17 protein-coding genes are annotated in these 16491 nt (G+C 71.3%); 1 reads left to right on the top strand and 16 read right to left on the bottom strand.

The annotated features are described in order from the left end of the window. Positions 1-54 precede the first annotated feature (54 nt). The 13 genes from ftsH to JMJ56_RS11035 form a co-directional block, all read right to left on the bottom strand. Entirely contained in the window at positions 55-1977 is a 1923-nt protein-coding gene (gene ftsH / locus JMJ56_RS11095) for an ATP-dependent zinc metalloprotease FtsH (RefSeq protein WP_202831666.1), read from the bottom strand. 120 nt (positions 1978-2097) lie between these two features. Beyond that, positions 2098-3324, bottom strand: a complete 1227-nt coding sequence (gene tilS / locus JMJ56_RS11090; RefSeq protein WP_236037676.1) for a tRNA lysidine(34) synthetase TilS — start codon at positions 3322-3324, stop codon at positions 2098-2100. A 154-nt stretch (positions 3325-3478) separates the two neighbouring features. Continuing rightward, positions 3479-4330, bottom strand: a complete 852-nt coding sequence (locus tag JMJ56_RS11085) for a tetratricopeptide repeat protein (RefSeq protein ID WP_202831664.1) — start codon at positions 4328-4330, stop codon at positions 3479-3481. A gap of 159 nt (positions 4331-4489) precedes the next feature. Next, the gene (gene pal, locus JMJ56_RS11080; protein WP_202831818.1) at positions 4490-4969 is read right to left on the bottom strand and encodes a peptidoglycan-associated lipoprotein Pal; all 480 of its coding nucleotides are present in this window, start codon (positions 4967-4969) and stop codon (positions 4490-4492) included. Between the two features lie 201 nt (positions 4970-5170). Beyond that, positions 5171-6529, bottom strand: a complete 1359-nt coding sequence (tolB, locus tag JMJ56_RS11075; protein ID WP_236037642.1) for a Tol-Pal system beta propeller repeat protein TolB — start codon at positions 6527-6529, stop codon at positions 5171-5173. A gap of 37 nt (positions 6530-6566) precedes the next feature. Further along, a complete protein-coding gene (locus JMJ56_RS11070) occupies positions 6567-7721 on the bottom strand; it encodes a hypothetical protein (RefSeq protein WP_202831663.1) in 1155 nt (384 codons plus the stop codon). 47 nt (positions 7722-7768) lie between these two features. Continuing rightward, positions 7769-8272 (bottom strand): protein TolR, encoded by a 504-nt coding sequence (gene tolR / locus JMJ56_RS11065; protein WP_202831662.1) that lies wholly within the window; start codon positions 8270-8272, stop codon positions 7769-7771. A gap of 4 nt (positions 8273-8276) precedes the next feature. Beyond that, the gene (gene tolQ / locus JMJ56_RS11060) at positions 8277-9035 is read right to left on the bottom strand and encodes a protein TolQ (protein ID WP_328702348.1); all 759 of its coding nucleotides are present in this window, start codon (positions 9033-9035) and stop codon (positions 8277-8279) included. Between the two features lie 14 nt (positions 9036-9049). Continuing rightward, on the bottom strand, positions 9050-9484 hold the full coding sequence (gene ybgC / locus JMJ56_RS11055; RefSeq protein ID WP_202831661.1) for a tol-pal system-associated acyl-CoA thioesterase: 435 nt from the start codon (positions 9482-9484) through the stop codon (positions 9050-9052). Then, positions 9481-10566 carry a Holliday junction branch migration DNA helicase RuvB gene (gene ruvB, locus JMJ56_RS11050; RefSeq protein ID WP_202831660.1) on the bottom strand — a complete coding sequence of 362 codons (1086 nt, stop codon included), beginning with the start codon at positions 10564-10566 and terminating at the stop codon, positions 9481-9483. The genes ybgC and ruvB overlap by 4 nt, the downstream gene beginning before the upstream one ends. After that, on the bottom strand, positions 10563-11171 hold the full coding sequence (gene ruvA / locus JMJ56_RS11045) for a Holliday junction branch migration protein RuvA (protein WP_043364802.1): 609 nt from the start codon (positions 11169-11171) through the stop codon (positions 10563-10565). The genes ruvB and ruvA overlap by 4 nt, the downstream gene beginning before the upstream one ends. Positions 11172-11217: 46 nt before the next feature. Continuing rightward, positions 11218-11733 (bottom strand): crossover junction endodeoxyribonuclease RuvC, encoded by a 516-nt coding sequence (gene ruvC, locus JMJ56_RS11040; RefSeq protein WP_043366574.1) that lies wholly within the window; start codon positions 11731-11733, stop codon positions 11218-11220. Continuing rightward, complete coding sequence (locus JMJ56_RS11035; protein WP_202831659.1) at positions 11730-12479, bottom strand: YebC/PmpR family DNA-binding transcriptional regulator; 750 nt, start codon at positions 12477-12479, stop codon at positions 11730-11732. The genes ruvC and JMJ56_RS11035 overlap by 4 nt, the downstream gene beginning before the upstream one ends. Positions 12480-12599: 120 nt before the next feature. Between JMJ56_RS11035 and JMJ56_RS11030 the strand changes: the two genes are divergently transcribed. Continuing rightward, positions 12600-13229, top strand: coding sequence for an MSMEG_1061 family FMN-dependent PPOX-type flavoprotein (locus JMJ56_RS11030; protein ID WP_202831658.1), 630 nt, complete (start codon positions 12600-12602; stop codon positions 13227-13229). On the opposite strand, the gene JMJ56_RS11025 is transcribed toward JMJ56_RS11030, so the two are convergent. The 3 genes from JMJ56_RS11025 to JMJ56_RS11015 all read right to left on the bottom strand — a co-directional run bounded on the left by JMJ56_RS11025 (position 13230) and on the right by JMJ56_RS11015 (position 16389). Continuing rightward, on the bottom strand, positions 13230-13430 hold the full coding sequence (locus JMJ56_RS11025; RefSeq protein WP_043364805.1) for a hypothetical protein: 201 nt from the start codon (positions 13428-13430) through the stop codon (positions 13230-13232). 82 nt (positions 13431-13512) lie between these two features. Continuing rightward, positions 13513-14880 carry a nucleotide sugar dehydrogenase gene (locus JMJ56_RS11020; RefSeq protein ID WP_202831657.1) on the bottom strand — a complete coding sequence of 456 codons (1368 nt, stop codon included), beginning with the start codon at positions 14878-14880 and terminating at the stop codon, positions 13513-13515. A 144-nt stretch (positions 14881-15024) separates the two neighbouring features. Then, positions 15025-16389, bottom strand: a complete 1365-nt coding sequence (locus tag JMJ56_RS11015) for a calcium-binding protein (protein WP_236037641.1) — start codon at positions 16387-16389, stop codon at positions 15025-15027. Between the last annotated feature and the right edge of the window lie 102 nt (positions 16390-16491).

Genomic DNA, 16491 nt, shown 5'->3' with positions numbered 1-16491 from the left:
CAATCAGCGCGCCCGGGGGCGCGCTGATCGTCAGTCCTGTATCGGGTGTCCGGCCTAGGTGGCGGGGGCCGGGCCGGGGTTCAGGCCGCCGCTCGGGCGCGGGGACCGGCCGCTGCTCGGCACGCTGCCGCGGCCCTGCGGCACCGGCTCATCCGGGCGATCACGGACGATCGGCTCGCCACGGATGATCTTCTTGATCTCGTCGCCCGAGATGGTCTCGTGCTCCAGGAGGCCCTTCGCCAGCAGATGCAGCTCGTCGATATTCTCGGAGAGCAGCTGCTTGCAGCGGGAATAGGCCTCGTCGATGATGCGGCGGATCTCGCCGTCGATCATCTGCGCGGTGTTCTCCGACAGGTTCTTCGACTGGGTGACGGAGTGGCCGAGGAAGACCTCCTGGCTGTTCTCGCCATAGGCGATCATGCCGAGCTTCTCCGACATGCCCCACTCGGTAACCATCATGCGGGCCTGGTTGGTGGCCATCTTGATGTCGCCCGAGGCGCCGTTCGAGACCTTGTCCGGGCCGAAGATCAGCTCTTCGGCGACGCGGCCGCCCATGGCCATCGCCAGCTCGGAGAGCAGCTTCGACTTGTGCTTGGAGTAGCGGTCGCCCTCCGGCAGGGACATCACCAGGCCGAGGGCGCGGCCGCGGGGGATGATCGTCGCCTTGTGGACCGGGTCGCATTCCGGGAGCTTCATGGCGCAGAGGGCATGGCCGGCCTCATGATAGGCGGTCATGCGCTTCTCGTCCTCGGACATGACAAGGCTGCGGCGCTCGGCGCCCATCAGCACCTTGTCCTTGGCCTGCTCGAACTCGTGCATGCCGACGGTGCGGCGGCCGGTACGGGCGGCGAGCAGGGCGGCCTCGTTGACGAGGTTCGCCAGGTCGGCGCCGGAGAAGCCGGGAGTGCCGCGGGCGATCACCTTCGGGTCGACGTCGGAGGCGAGCGGGACCTTCCGCATGTGGACGCGAAGGATCTTCTCGCGGCCCATCACATCGGGGTTCGGCACGACGACCTGACGGTCGAAGCGGCCAGGACGCAGCAGGGCGGGGTCGAGCACGTCCGGACGGTTGGTCGCGGCGATGAGGATCACGCCCTCATTCGACTCGAAGCCGTCCATCTCGACGAGCATCTGGTTCAGAGTCTGCTCGCGCTCGTCGTTGCCGCCACCGAGGCCCGCGCCGCGATGACGGCCGACGGCGTCGATCTCGTCGATGAAGATGATGCAGGGGGCGTTCTTCTTGCCCTGCTCGAACATGTCACGGACGCGGCTGGCGCCGACGCCGACGAACATCTCGACGAAGTCGGAACCGGAGATCGTGAAAAAGGGAACGTTGGCCTCGCCGGCGATGGCGCGGGCGAGCAGGGTCTTACCCGTACCCGGGGGGCCCACCAGCAAGCAGCCCTTCGGGATCTTGCCGCCGAGGCGCTGGAACTTCTGCGGGTCGCGCAGGAACTCGACGATCTCCTCGAGCTCACCCTTGGCCTCGTCGATGCCGGCCACGTCCTCGAAGGTGACGCGGCCCTGCTTCTCGGTCAGCAGGCGGGCGCGGGACTTGCCGAAGCCCATGGCGCGGCCGCCGCCGGATTGCATCTGGCGCATGAAGAAGACCCAGACGCCGATGAGCAGCAGCATCGGGAACCAAGAGAGCAGGTAGTGGAAGAGCGGATTGACGTCGCTCTCCTCCGGCCGCGCCACGACGCGGACGCCCTTTTCGGTCAGGCGGGAGACGAGGTTGGGGTCTTCCGGCGTGTAGGTCTGGAAGGTGCGCCCGTCAGAGAGCTGGCCGCTGACGGTCCGCCCCTGGATGGTCACGTCCCGGACATGGCCGGCGCCGACCTCGTTGAGGAAATCCGAATAGGCGACCTGCTGGGCGCCCCGTTGCGCCGAACCGCTGGGCTGGAACACATTGAACAGTGCCACCAGCAGCAGCGCCACGATCACCCAGAGCGCCAGATTCCGGCCGAAATTATTCACCGATGCGTATCCCGTTCCCGCCAAAGCCCCGATCGGGCCCTGGTGCCTCAGGCTGAGCCCGAAGCCAGCGATCCCTAAGATAGGGAGGCGGACCCCGGCCGTGAATGCCCCCCAATGCGTCTAGACTGTGCCGCCCGCGGAATTGACCGCGGCAGCCGCCTCTCCGGCAGGGAGGGACCCAACCGGAGCGAACACTGCGCGGAAGGCCATGCAGCGATCCGGATCAGGATAGTCCAGCGCGGGCACGGCCACCAGCATTCCATGATGGCGGATGGCGGGCAGGCCGGCCAGCAGCGCGGCGGGCCAGGCGGGGGCAAGGTGGCGGAGCCGGGCGGCCTCGACGGGGCCGAGGGCGCCGAGGGCATGCTCGGGAGCGCCAGGGCCGGCAAGGCGGAAGCGGCCGTCCCAAAGGGCGCAGTGCGTCGCCTCGACGGAGGGGGCCAGGCCGGCGGGTTCGCGAAAGAGCAGCCAGGTGCCGCGACGGGGGCGGAGCCAGGTGCCGGCCAGCGTCCCCTCCCCTCGCCCACGAAGGGTGGCGATGGCGGCGGCGGGCGGAGCGTGGCGGGCGCCACCGATCGCCTGGACGAGCCGGGCGAGCAGCACATCGGCCAGCGCATCGGTGCCGAGGGCGGAGGGGTCGATCTCGGCGAAGCCGGCGGGGCGGAGCGTCGTGCTGGCAGCGAGGCGAGTGGCAAGTGCCGAATCGAGGCGGGCGCGCCGACGCGCGAAAGCGGCGGCCGCCTCGGCCAGGGCCTCGCTCGCCGCCGGGTCGAGCAGGGCGCGGAGGCGAGCGCGGGCGAAGCGCGGGTCGGCGTTGCTCGGGTCCCGGATGGGGACGAGGCCGGAAGCGGCGACGGTGGCAGCAAGGCGGGCGGCCGGGACGGGCAGCAGCGGGCGGAGGATCATCGCCTCGGCCGTGGCGCGGAGGGGCGGGATGGCGGCGAGGCCGCGCGGCCCGCTGCCGCGGAGCGCACGGAAGAGCAGCGTCTCGGCCTGGTCGTCACGGTGATGGGCGAGGAGGAGCCAGGGGGTACCGGCCTCGCCGCAGGCGGCGAGCAGCGCGGCGAGGCGGGCCTCGCGGGCACGCTCCTGCAGGCCGGCGCCAGGCGGCAGTCCGAGGCGGAGCAGGCGGCCGGGTATGCCGTGCGCAGCAAGCTGGCCGAGCGTGGCCTCGGCCTCGGCGGCACTCTCCGGGCGGAGGCCGTGATCGGCGACGAGGGCAAGCAGGCTGCCGCCGCGGGCGCGAGCCCAGTCGGCGGCGAGCAGTGCAAGGGCGAGGCTGTCGGGACCGCCGGAAACGCCGGCGGCGAGGCGGGGCGCCCGGCCGAAGGGGCCGAGCGGGGCCATCAGCACGGCGAACTCCTCCGCCGAGAGAGGCTCGGCAAGCGCGAGCGGATTTACGCCTGCGGGCGATGCCGCCCTCCGGCGATCCGCTTGTTCAGCAGGTGCAGGCGCGAGCGGATTCACGCCTGCGGGCGATGCCGCCCTTCGGCGATCCGCTCTATCGACAGCCGGCGCGGCGGCGGGCATCGGCGGCGCGCTCGGCCAGGGCGCCGCGGAGATTGGGGAAGTTGCTCCGAAGGTCGTCCAGCGTGTCGCAGGATTCGCGCTTGTTGCCGAGGCTATTGAAAGCGCCCGCAAGGCCGAGCAGCGCCTCCGGGGCGCGCGGGCCGGTGCGGCCGCGGGTATAGGCGTCGTTATAGGCCAGCGCCGCGCCGGCATGGTCGCGCTTGCCGGAAAGGGCGTCGCCGAGCAGGAGCTGGGCGTCCGTCGCGCGGGGGGAGTTGCGGTTGGCGAGCACCTCGCGGGCGGCGGCCTCGGCCGCGGGGTAGTCGCGGCGGCCAAGGGCGGCCTGACCTTCGGAGAGGGCACGTTCGGGCGTGCGAGCCGCATTCGGGGCCGGCGTGGGCGCAGGGGCCGGGGCGGGCGTAGGCGCCGCCGCCGGGGCGCGGGGCGCCGGTGCGGCCTGGCGGCTCGCAGGCTGGCTCTCGACCTGCTGCAGGCGGTAGTCGATGTCGCCCTGCATCTTCTCGACATTCTGCTGGAGAGTGCGGTTGCGGTACTCGACCTCGTCGAGCCGGCCGCGGAGGCGACGGGTCTCCTCCTCCAGCGCGGTCACGCGGTCGAGCAGGGTGCCGACCAGCTCGCTCCCCGCGACGCTGCCGCGCGGCGCGCTGGGCGCCGGCAGGGCCGAGGCGCCGCTGCGGCGGACCTGGTCGAGTTCCTGGCGGAGCTGGAGAATCTGGTTCTGGAGGTAGATGCCCTCGCGGCTCTCAGCCTGGGCCCAGGCGCCCTGGGCGGGCAGCAGCAACGGGGCGGCGACGAGCAGGGCGGCGAGGAAGGAGCGGGTCACGGGTCCTCCGGAAAGGCGCGAGGCGGAAACGGGTACGGGCCGGCTGGATAAGCCAGCCGGCCCGCATCGGCCAGAGGGATTAGGATGAGGGCCGGGGCCCCAAGACCCCCGCCGCGGCCATCACGCACGGGACAGCGCCCGCGGCGTGACGGGCGAGGCTCAGCGGACGACGGTGACGGCGCGGCGGTTCTGGGCCCAGGCATCGTCGGTGGAGCCGAGCGCGGCCGGGCGATCCTTGCCGTAGGAGATGGTGGAGATGCGGGCGCCGGCGGTGCCGCCCGCGACCAGCACGTCGCGCGCCGCATTGGCGCGGCGCTGGCCGAGGGCCAGGTTGTACTCGCGGGTGCCGCGCTCGTCGGCATGGCCCTCGAGCTGCACCGTCACCTGCGGGTAGCGGGCGAGCCAGGCGGACTGGCGCTCGAGCACCGTGCGCTGGTCGGCGCGGATGCTGGACTCGTCGGTGTCGAAGAAGACGCGGTCGCCGACATTGGCGACGAGGTCTTCCTGGCTGCCCGGGCGCGGACCGGCCGAGGTGCTGGCCGCCGCGCCGGCGCCGGTCGCGGCATTGTCGGCGGTCGAGGACTGGCAGGCGGCGAGCAGGGCCAGCGCCGCGAAGGCGGTCATCACCTTGGTGTTCAACATGGATGTCGTCCCTTTCCTGTCTGCCGTCGCGCAGCCCGGCACTGCGGCATTCTGCCGGGGGCGTTACAACCGGCACGTGATAGCGTCAAGAAAAACGGACCTGAAGTCGCAACGGAGACTTGGTTCCATGCTTTTGGTGCAACACAGCCATTGTCCGTGCGGGCGACGGCTGTTCTCCCATGTCGGCCTCCCCTGCGATTACGCCAGCAGGGGTGACCAGGCCGGGTCGGACGCATCGGTCGGGGTGACGATCTGGCGCTCGTTGAAGCCGGCGATGTCGATGCTGGAGAGGCGCGAGGAGAAGCCGCTGCCGCGGGCATCGCGCGCCGGCGTCTCGCGGAAATACATCATGACCCGGCCGTTGGGCGCGAAGGTCGGGCCTTCCATGCCCCAGCCCTCGGAGAGGATGCGCTCACCCGAACCATCGGGGCGCATCACGCCGATGGCGAATTGCCCGCCGGCGATGCGGGTGAAGGCGATGAGGTCGCCGCGCGGCGACCAGACCGGCGTCGCATAGCGGCCGCGGCCGAAGGAGATGCGGCGCACGCCCCCTCCCCCCGCATCCATGACATAGAGCTGCTGATCGCCGCCGCGGTCGGAGTTGAAGACGATCTGCGAGCCGTCCGGCGAGTAGCAGGGCGAGACGTCGAGCCCGCCGCCGGAGGTGAGCTGGCGCTCGCGCCGGCTGCCGAGGTCGACGACATAGATGTTGGCGTCGTTGCCGCGCGTCGAGGAGAGCACGACGCTGCGGCCGTCCGGCGAGAAGCGCGGCGAGAGCGTCATGCCGGCGAAGGTGCCGAGCACCTCCTGCCGGCCGCTGTCGAGGTTGAAGAGGTAGACCCGCGGCTCGTTGCGGGCATAGGACATGAAGGCGATCTGCTGCGCGTTCGGGTGGAAGCGCGGCGTCAGCGCGGCGAAGGAGCCGTCGGTCAGGTAGCGCTGGTTCTCGCCGTCCTGGTCCATGATGGCGAGCCGCCGTGTGCGGCGGTCGCGCGGGCCGGTCTCGGCGACATAGACGACGCGGGTGTCGAAATAGCCCTTCTCGCCGAGCAGGCGCTCATAGATCACGTCCGAGATGAGATGGGCGATGCGGCGCCAGTTGCCGGCCGGGGCGGTGAAGGCGGTGCCCTGGATCTGCGCCTCGGGCAGCACGTCCCAGAGGCGGAACTCGACGCGGAGGCGGTCGCCCGAGAGCTCGGCGCGGCCGGTGGTCAGGGCCTGGGCGCCGATGACGCGCCAGTCCTGGAAGCGCGGCGTCTGCGCCGCGGCCTCGGCGGTCTGGATGTAGGCGGCGCGGTCGACGGGGCGGAAGAGGCCGCTGTTGCGCAGGTTGGTCTGGATGACGCCGGCGATGTTCTGGCCGAGGCGCTGCGCCTCGTCCGAGCCGCCGGCGAAGTTGGGCACGGCGATCGGGATCGGGTCAGTACGGGCCTTGGTGATGTCGACGACGGAGCTCTGGGCGAAGGTCGCACGGGCGCCGATGAGCGGCAGGCCGAGCGCGGCGCCGCCGAAGATCGCGGCGCGGCGGGAGAGCTGGCGGATCGCAGCCTCGTCCATCTGGGTCTTCCTCCGGTAGTTACAGGCCTGCATGGCCTCAGCGCAGGCCGAGGTCGCGCGGATTGAAGCGGAATATGGTGTCGCGCAGGGCGGCGAGGCGCTCACGCGGCAGCGGCAGCGGGTTGCATTTCGGGTCGAGCAGCGCACGGCGCGCAGCCTCATAGACGGCGCGGGCGCGCGGCTCGGCCGGCGGCGAGCCGTTGGGGCGGACGTTGCGGACGGTGCCGGCGGCATCCACCTCGACGCGGAACTCGACGACGATGCTCTGGATGTTGAGGCCGCCGGCGTCGACGCTCCAGCACTCGCTGATCTTCTCGGCAAGGCCGGCGCGCTCGCCGGCGCTCAGCGAGGCGGTGCCGGTTGGCGTGCCACCGCCCGTCTGCGGGGCGCCGGGGGTGGTTTGCGGGCGACCGCGCGGCGCCTCGTTCGAGGCCTGCATCTGGCGCAGTCGGTCGAGCGTGCTCTGCACGCTGTTGCTCAGCTCCTGCGGACGGGCGACCGGTGGCGTGCGGCCGGTGCCGGCCTGCTGGCTGGTCTGGGGCGGCGGCGGGACGGGCGTCGGTGGCGCCGGGCGCGCGTCGGGGCGCGGCGGGGCGGGCGTCGCCTGGGCCTGTTGCTGCTGCGGGCGCGGCGGCGTTGGCGGGGTCGGCGGCGCCGGCTGGGCCTGAGGCTGCGGGCGCGGCGGCTGGGCGGGCGGCGTCGGCGTGGGCGGCGTCGGGCGCGGCGGCTCGGGCACGGGGGGCGGCGGCAGGGGCAGCGGCGCGACCTCGGCGACCTGCTGCTGCGGCTGCGGGCGGGGCGGTGCCGGGGCCGGCGGCGCCGGGGCGGGTTGCGGCGGCGCGGGCGTCGGCGGGCTCGGGCGCGGCGGCGCGGCCTGGGCCTGGGGCGCGGGCGGCGGCGGGGCAGCCGCGGGCGGAGGCGGCGGCGGAGGTGGCGGGGTCGGCAGGCGATCCTCGCGCGCCGGCTCCGGCGCCGGCGGCTCGGGCCGCGGCGGCTGCGGGACGGAGGTGGGGGCTGCGACGGGCGCCGCCTCCGACGAGCCCTGGGCCTGCTGGGCGGGCAGGCTGGCGACCAGCTCGACGGCGATGGCCTCCTCCTTCGGCTCATCCAGCTTGGGAGGCAGGCCGAAGACCAGGCCGAGCAAGAGGGCGACGACGTGCAATGCCGCCGAGACGAGCCCCCAGAAACGCATTCCCCTATTCTGCATGACCGCGCCCCCGCGCGTGGCCTTTCTGTCGCTTAGCGGGTCGGACGGGTGGCGGGGCGGGCGGCCGGGGCCGCGCCGGTGGCTGGCCGGCCGGCCGGCTGCTCGGCGAGCAGCGCCACCTTGCTGAAGCCGCCGGCGCTGATGACGCCCATCACCTCCATGACCCGGCCATAGCTGATTGCCTTGTCGCCTCGGACGAAGATGCGGCGCTCCTGCGCGTTCGGCCCCTGGGCGTTGGCGCCGGCGATGGCCTGGAGCTGGGCGACCAGGTTCTCGAGCGGCACCTCGGTCTCCTGGAGGAAGATCTTGCCCTCCGGGTTCACCGTGATGGTGATCGGCTCGTTGTCCTGGTTGAGCGCGCTGGCCTGGGTCTTCGGCAGGTCGACGGGGACGCCCACCGTCATCAGCGGGGCCGCCACCATGAAGATGATGAGCAGCACGAGCATGACGTCGACCAGCGGCGTCACGTTGATCTCGGCCATCGGGCGGTAGCGGCCGCGGCCTCTGCCACGGCCGGCGTTCAGGGAAGCGGCCATGGGGCTATTCCGCGACCGCGGCGGGGGTGCGGGTCTCGGTGCCGATCACCGCGCTTTCCGACTGGCGGGAGAGGATGCCGCCGAACTCGGCTGCGAAGCCCTCGAGCCGGCTGGCGAAGCGGGCGAGGTCGGTGCTGATCTTGTTGTAGGCGAGCACCGCCGGGATGGCGGCGACGAGGCCGATCGCGGTGGCGAAGAGGGCTTCCGCGATGCCCGGCGCGACGACGGCGAGGTTGGTGTTCTGCATGCCCGCGATGGCGGCGAAGCTGTTCATGATGCCCCAGACCGTGCCGAAGAGACCGACGAAGGGCCCGACCGAGCCGACCGAGGCGAGGAAGACCATCCAGCGCTCCAGGCGGTCCATCTCCCGCTGCACGGCGAGGTTCATGCTGCGGTCGATGCGCTCCTTCAGCCCGGCGGCGACGAGGTCGGAGCCGGCGAGGCGCTGGGCGCTGCGGCGCCATTCGCGCATGGCGGCGGCAAAGACGGCGGCCATGGGGTGCGAGGGCTGCTCGCCCTCCTTGCGGAACAGGTCGTCGAGGCTGCCGCCGGACCAGAAGGCGTCCTCGAAGCCGTCGGCCGCGCGGTTGGCGCGGCGGAGGCTGGTGACCTTCTCGAAGACGATGGCCCAGACCCAGACGGAGGCGAGCAGCAGCCCGACCATCACGAGCTTCACCACCCAGTCGGCCTGGAGGAACAGTCCCCACAGGGACAGGTCGTGCAATGCGCCGCCCAGATCCGTCGCCGTCACGCTGCGGTCCACCGCCTCTCTCCTCTCTATCGAGCCGCGCCCGGCGCGTCGGCCAGGGCCGCGCGCCAGGGTTCGGGTATGCGCTTCGGCCGCAGCGTGTCCCGGTCGATGCAGGCCAGTTCCACATGCAGGGCGGCAAGCGCCTCCTCCGCCCAGACCATGCGCTGGTCGAGCAGGAGGGTAACGCCGCGCACCGCCATCACCCGCGTCTCGACCACGATTGCGTCATCGAGCCGCGCGGGGCGCCAATACTCTACTTCGATGCGACGCACCACGAGTATCGAATGATGACGCTCCATCATCAGTTGATGCGGCAAGCCCATGTCGCGCAAGGATTCCGTGCGCGCCCGCTCGGCCCAGCGGAGGTAGTTGGCGTGATAGGCGACGCCGCCCGCGTCGGTGTCCTCGAAATAGACCCGAATCGGGAAATGGTGGGCTTGGCCGGGTGGAGGCGTCTTCACGGCTCGCCGCCCGAGAGCAGGTCAGGTTGGATGGCGAAGCTGGCGGGCGGGCTGAGGCCGAGATGGGTCCAGCCGGGCATGCCGAGCATCCGGCCGCGCGGGGTGCGCAAGATGAGCCCCTCCTGGATCAGGTAGGGCTCGATGACGTCCTCCAGCGTGTCGCGCGCCTCGGCCAGCGCCGCGGCCAGGGTCTCGACACCGACCGGGCCGCCATTGTGGTGCTCGGCGATTCGCCGCAGGTAGCGGCGGTCCATGGCGTCCAGCCCCTTGCTGTCCACTTCCAGCCGGTTCAATGCGCCATCCACCATGGCGCGGTCGGCGGGGATGCCGGCGACGCTGGCGAAGTCCCGCACCCGGCGCAGCAGCCGGCCGGCGATGCGGGGGGTGCCGCGCGAGCGCCGGGCGATCTCCCAGGCGCCGTCCTCCGACAGGACGAAGGACAGCTTCTGCGCGCCGCGGGTGACGATCCGCAGCAGCTCCTCCGGCGTGTAGAATTGCAGGCGGAGCGGGATGCCGAAGCGGTCGCGCAGCGGCGTCGCCAGCAGGCCGGCGCGGGTCGTGGCGCCGACCAGGGTGAAGGGGGGCAGGTCGATCCGCACGGTGCGGGCGGCCGGGCCCTCGCCGATGATGAGGTCGAGCTGGAAATCCTCCATCGCGGGATAGAGGGTTTCCTCCAGCGCCGGCTGCAGGCGGTGGATCTCGTCGACGAAGAGTACGTCGCGGGGCTGCAGGTTCGTCAGGATGGCGGCGAGATCGCCGGCGCGTTGCAGGATGGGGCCGCTGGTCGCGCGGAAGCCGACGCCCAATTCGCGGGCGACGATCTGCGCCAGCGTCGTCTTGCCGAGGCCGGGCGGACCGTGGAGGAGGACGTGGTCGAGCGCCTCGCCGCGGGCGCGGGCGGCCTGGATGAAGACGGCGAGGTTCTCGCGGAGGGATTGCTGGCCGGTGAAGTCGGCCAGGACCTGCGGGCGGAGCGTCGCCTCGGCCGCGTCCTCGTCGGTGCTGACGGGGGTGGTGATGCGGTCGTCGGCTTCGCTCTCCGGCGGGGGCGGTGGGGGCGGACGACGGCGGGAGCCGCTCATCGGGCGAGCTCCTTCAGGCTGTCGCGGATCAGGGATTCAAGCGGCACACCCTCGCCGAGGCGGGCCTGGGCACGGTTGACGGCGGCCTGGGCCTCGGGGCGCTTCCAGCCGAGATTCATCAGCGCGGAGACGGCATCGGCGGCAGCGCCGGCCGGAGGCGCGGCGGTCGCTGGGCCGGTAGCGATGCCGCTCGGCGGCTGGATGCCGCCGGCCCAGTCGCGCAGCTCCGTCACCAGGCGGTCGGCGAGCTTGGCGCCGACGCCGTTCGCCTGGCGGAGGCCGGTGCGGTCGCCGCGGCGGACGGCCTCGGCTAGGTCCTCGGGGCCGAAGGCGGAGAGGATGTCGAGCGCCAGCTTGGTGCCGACGCCCTGGACGGAGGTGAGCTTGCGGAAGGTGTCGCGCTCCGCCGCGCTGCCGAAGCCGACGAGGACGATGGCGTCCTGGCGCACCTGGGTCTCGACCAGCATCGCTGCCTGGCCCTGCACGTCGCGCAGGCGGTCGAGGGTCTTGGTGGAACAGGACAACAAATAGCCCACGCCGTTGACGTCGAAGATGCAGCCGCCCTCGAGTAGCCCGTCCAGCTTGCCGGTTAGTTTCCCGATCATGCCTGCCTCCCGGTGGCGGCAGGGCCGGAAGGCCGAAGCGGCGGGCTCATGCGGGTACGTAGCCCTTGGCATAGGCGAGCTTCGTGCCGCGGTGGTGGGCGTGGCAGATGGCGACCGCGAGCGCATCGGCGGCGTCGGAGCGGCGGATGGTGGCACCGGGAAGCAGGCGGCGGACCATCGCCTCCACCTGCGCCTTGTCGGCATGGCCGGTGCCGACCACGGCGCGCTTCACCTCCATCGCCTGGTATTCGGCGACTTGGATGCCGGCGAGGGCGGGCGTCACCAGCACCACGCCGCGCGCCTGGCCGAGCTTGAGCGCGGCGCCGGGGTTCTTGTTGACATAGGTATGCTCGACGGCGGCCTCCTGTGGGCGCCACTGCTCGATCAGGGCTGCCAAGCCGCGATGGAGGGTGCAGAGGCGCTCGGCCAGCGGCTGGTCGGCATCGGTGGAGATGACGCCGTCGGCCAGGTGGCGGAGCCGGTTGCCGATGCTCTCCACCATGCCCCAGCCCGTATGCTGCAGGCCGGGGTCGAGGCCGAGGAGGCGGACGGCGCCCGTCAGGCGGAGAGCCGCTGCGACACGGCCTCCGACACTTCGAAATTGGCGTAGACGTTCTGCACGTCGTCGCTCTCGTCGAGGCGGTCGATCAGCTTGAGGATGTCCCCCGCCTTCTCCTCGTCGAGGTCGATGCGGATATTCGGCACCCACTCGATCCGGGCGCTCTCCGGGCTGCCGAAGCGGGCCTCGAGCGCGTCGCGGACGGCGAAGAAGTCCTCCGGCGCGCAGGTGACCTCGTGGCCTTCCTCATCGGACTCGACGTCCTGGGCGCCGGCCTCGATGGCGGCTTCCAGCATCGCCTCCTCCTGGCCGGGAAGGCCCGGGAACCAGAGCACGCCCTTCCGCTCGAACTGGAAGGAGACGCTGTTGGTCTCGCCGAGCGCGCCGCCCGCCTTGGCGAAGGCGCTGCGGATGTCGCCAGCCGTGCGGTTGCGATTGTCGGTCAGGGCTTCCACGATGATGGCGACGCCGTAGGGGCCGTAGCCCTCGTAGCGCACCTCCTGGTAGTCCTCGCCCTGGCCGGCCTGGCCAGCGCGCTTGATGGCGCGGTCGATGGTGTCGCGCGTCATGTTCGAGGTGAGCGCGGCCTTGACCGCGGCGCGCAGCCGCGGGTTCATCGCCGGGTCCGGCAGGCCCATCTTGGCGGAGACCGTGATTTCGCGGATCAGCTTGCCGAAGGCGCGAGCCTTCTTGGCGCCCTGGGCCGCCTTGCGGTGCATGATGTTCTTGGCGTGCGAGTGGCCGGCCATGGCCCCAGCCTTCTCCCGTTCCTGAGATTCCGAATGAAGAGCGGCTTATAGCGAGCGCGGAGGCCGAGCGCCACGGGGAGGCTTGCGGATGGGGGCCGCGGGCTGGCAGGCTTCCCCTCCATGGACGCCCTGCCGCCTGCCGATCCCTTCGCCGTCGCCACGCTCGAGGAGCTGGCGCGGCATTACGACCCGCCGCGCGAACTGGTGCTGAAGAAGGTGATCCCACGGCTGGAGGCAAAGGCGATGGCCTTCATCGCCGCCTCGCCCTTCGCCATACTGGCGACGGTCGGGCCGGAGGGGGTGCATGCGACGCCGCGCGGGGATGCACCGGGCTTCATCCAGGCGCTCGACGACCGGACGCTCGCCCTGCCGGATCGGCGGGGGAACAACCGGCTGGATGCGCTGAGGGACATCATCGCCAACCCGGAGGTCGCGCTGCTCTTCCTCGTCCCCGGGGTGGGCGAGGCGCTCAGGGTGAACGGGACGGCGCGGATCACGGCCGACCCGGCGCTGCGCGGGCGCTTCGAGGAGCGGGGGAAGCTGCCGGCGACCGTGGTGCTGGTCAGCCTGCGCGAGGCCTATATGCAATGCGCCAAGGCGGTGATGCGCTCCAAGCTCTGGGGCGAGCGGGAGCGGCCGCAAGCGGTGCCGAGCATGGGCGAGATCATCGCGGCCCATACCGACGGCATGGTCGACCCGGCCTCCTATGACAAGGAGGCGCCGCAGCGGCTGATCGATACGATGTATTGATCAGGCCTCGGCCGGCTCGCGCTCGCGGCGGGGCTGGGTCTGCGGGGCGGGAACGGGGCGGAGCTGGCCGGCCTCGCGGCGGCGGGCGGCCGTCTCGCGGGCGACGGCGTCGCGAAGTGCGCCCTCGTAGCTCAACCCGCCGGCGGCGCCGCCAAGAATCGAATTGCCGGGGCCGAAGCGGCGCGTGTCCTGGCGGTCCATCTCTGCCATCCCTGGCTGCCCCGCGGATTCGTGCACACCCGAGGGGGTGATCGCGATGACAAGAGCGTGATCGGAAGGGAACTTACGCCTTGACGATATGTGGTCCGGTGAGGCCGAGCCGCGCGCAGGCATTGCGGGTATCGACCAGCAGGGGCAATGCGGCGACGAGGCCGGCATAGTCGATGCCGTCATGGTCGGTGACGATGAGGCCGGCCTGGATGCCGGCCAGCGCCTCCGGCCCCGGCGCGATGCCGCGGCGGCCGACGAGGCCAGGGTGGTCGGGCTGGGGCGGGATGACCGGCACCAGCGGGTCGAGATGGAGGACCTCGGCGCCGCGTGCCTCCAGCATCTCCATCAGAACCAAAGCGGGGCTGTGACGGAGATCCTCGAGGTTGCGCTTGTAGCCCAGGCCGATGACGAGAATCCGGCTGCCGCGGAGGCCCCTGCCCTGCTGGCGGTCCAGCGCCTCCGCCAGGCGGTCCAGCACATGGCGGGGCATCGCCGCGTTGATCTCGCTGGCGAGGTCGATGAAGCGGGTGGCGACTCCATGCGCCCGCGCCTGCCAGGTGAGGTAGTGCGGGTCGACCGGGATGCAGTGGCCGCCGAGTCCCGGGCCGGGGAAGAAGGGCATGTAGCCGAAGGGCTTGGTGCGGGCGGCCTCGATCACCTCCCAGATGTCGATTCCCATGGGCTCGAAGACAAGCTTCAGCTCGTTCATCAGGGCGATGTTGACGGCGCGGAAGGTGTTCTCGGTGAGCTTCACCGCTTCCGCCACATCGGCCGAGGCGACGGGGACGGTGTGGGCGACGAAGGCACCGTAGAGGGCGAGTGCCAGGTCAAGGGAGGCCGGGTCCGTGCCGCCGATGACGCGGGGGATGCTGGCGGTGCGGTGCTGGGCATTGCCCGGGTCCTCCCGCTCCGGCGCGTGGGCGAGGAAGAAGTCCTGGCCGCAGCGGAGGCCAGACTGCTCCAGCAGCGGCTGCATGACGCCGCGGGTGGTGCCGGGGAAGCTGGTCGATTCGAGGATGACGAGCTGACCAGGGCGGAGATGCGCGGCGATCAGGCGGGTGGCGGATTCGACGGCTGAGAGGTCCGGCTCGCGGTGCGGGCCGAGTGGGGTTGGGACGCAGACGAGGATGGCATCGGCCTCCGCCAGCGCCCCGCCCTCGCCGGTGAGGCGGAGCCGGTTGGTGCGGAGGGCCGCCAGGACCTCGCCGGACGCGATCTGGCGGAACGGGCTGTGGCCAGCGGCAAGATCGGCGAGGCGCCCCGGATCGGCATCGAGGCCGATGGCGTGGAAGCCGGCCTCGACCAGGGCGAGGATCAGCGGCAGGCCGACATAGCCGAGCCCGATGACGGCGATGGTCGCCTCCCTCTGGCGGAAGCGGGCGGCAAGCGGCCGCATCCGACCGGGGAAGCGTGGCAGGCACGGCGGGAGCGAATCCGGCATAGCTCATCAATGCGAAATCGATACGTAAAATTCAACCGAAATCGGAACGTATTTGTTAAGGAGAGGCCAAGCAAAAAGGCCGGGCTTTGGGGCCCGGCCTTCGCAAAGGAGTGGGTGGAGGAGCGAACGCCCCCCGGCCCGGCTTCAGCTGAAGATGAAGTCGCTGATGCTGAGGTCACCATCGGACAGGATGGTGATGCGGTTGTCGCCGAAGGCCACTTCGCCATCCGCGGTGAAGGTGACCTGGGCGGCGGTGATGCCGTCGAATTCCAGCTTGTCCACGCCCACCTTAAAGTCGAGGATCAGGTCTTCGCCGAACTCGCCGGCGAAGACGAAGGTGTTGGCCCCGTCGCCACCGGTCAGCACGTCGCCGCCCGAACCGCCGACGATCGTATCATTGCCGGCGCCGCCGGAGATGTCATCGTTGCCGGCGCCGGCATCGAGCTGGTTGCCATCGTCGTTGCCGATGATGGTGTCGTTGCCCGTGCCGGTCTTCGCGCCTTCGATCGAGACCAAGTTCAGGTCGAGGGCAGGGCTGACCGGCTGGCTCAGGTCGATCGTGAGAGCAGTGGTCGACTGGCTGTTGTCGAGCGTGTCGATGCCCGCGCCACCTTCCAGCGTGCCGCGGTAAAAGTTGTGGAAGGTGTCGGCGCTGGAGCTGCCGACATAGCGGCCCACGATGGCCGGGTTGTAAGCGACGCTGAAGCCCGAGCCGGTGATGCTGCCATGGCCCCAGATATCGGCACCGCCGGCGGCAAGGGACAGGTCGAGGGTGTTCTCGGCGCCGTCGGCCGCGACGGTGTCGTCGCCCAGGCCTACCATGAAGACGTTGCTGCCGGCGCCGCCGGCCAGGTAGTTGCTGCCCGTGCCGCCGTCGATGGTATCGTTGCCGGCGCCGCCGATGACAATGTCATTGCCCACACCGCCCAGCAGATTGCTGGCGGTGTCGCTGCCGTGGATCTCGTCGTTGCCGGCGCCGCCGTCGACGGTAGCCAGGGAGCCCCAGACGGTGTCGTTGAAGTTGGTGCCTACGATCTTCTCGAAGCCCGCGAAATACACGGTGGAGCCGGCGATGCCGCCAGCCGCGGAGTAGATCTCATGACCGGCGGATGACCTGGACAGGTCTAGCGTGTCGGTGCCGCTGCCCGCGAGGATGGCACCGCCAACGCCCTCGACCCAGTAGACCTGGTTGTTGCCGTTGCCGGCGTTGATGTAGTTGTCGCCGCCGCCGGCCTCGATGGTGTCATTGCCGCTGCCGGTGATGATGGTGTCGCCGAGGGCGGCCGGGCCAACATCGGAGGCGGCGCTGACGAAATGGTTGCCATCGCTCAGATGCGCCACGTCGGCACCCGTGCCGAGATCGATGGTGTTGTTGCCGAGCGCGGCCCAGATGGTGTCGTTGCCAGCGCCGGCGAAGATGGTGTCGTCACCGGTCTGCGGGAAGAAGAGGTCGTCACTTGTGGTGCCCGTGAGACTGTCGGGTCCAAATGTCCCAGGAATGGTAGCCATCGAGGCGCCTCCAAAGGCTGCGAAGCGAATAGGAGCCGACCCCCCCATGGGACGCCCCATTCAACCGATACCGGCGCCTTATACGTCGTTCACAACCGCTGG

It is taken from the genome of Belnapia arida (genome assembly GCF_016773205.1).
Lineage (GTDB): Bacteria > Pseudomonadota > Alphaproteobacteria > Acetobacterales > Acetobacteraceae > Belnapia > Belnapia arida.
The sequence above is the reverse complement of the archived record's forward strand: the minus strand, read 5'-3'. Positions and strand labels throughout refer to the sequence as shown.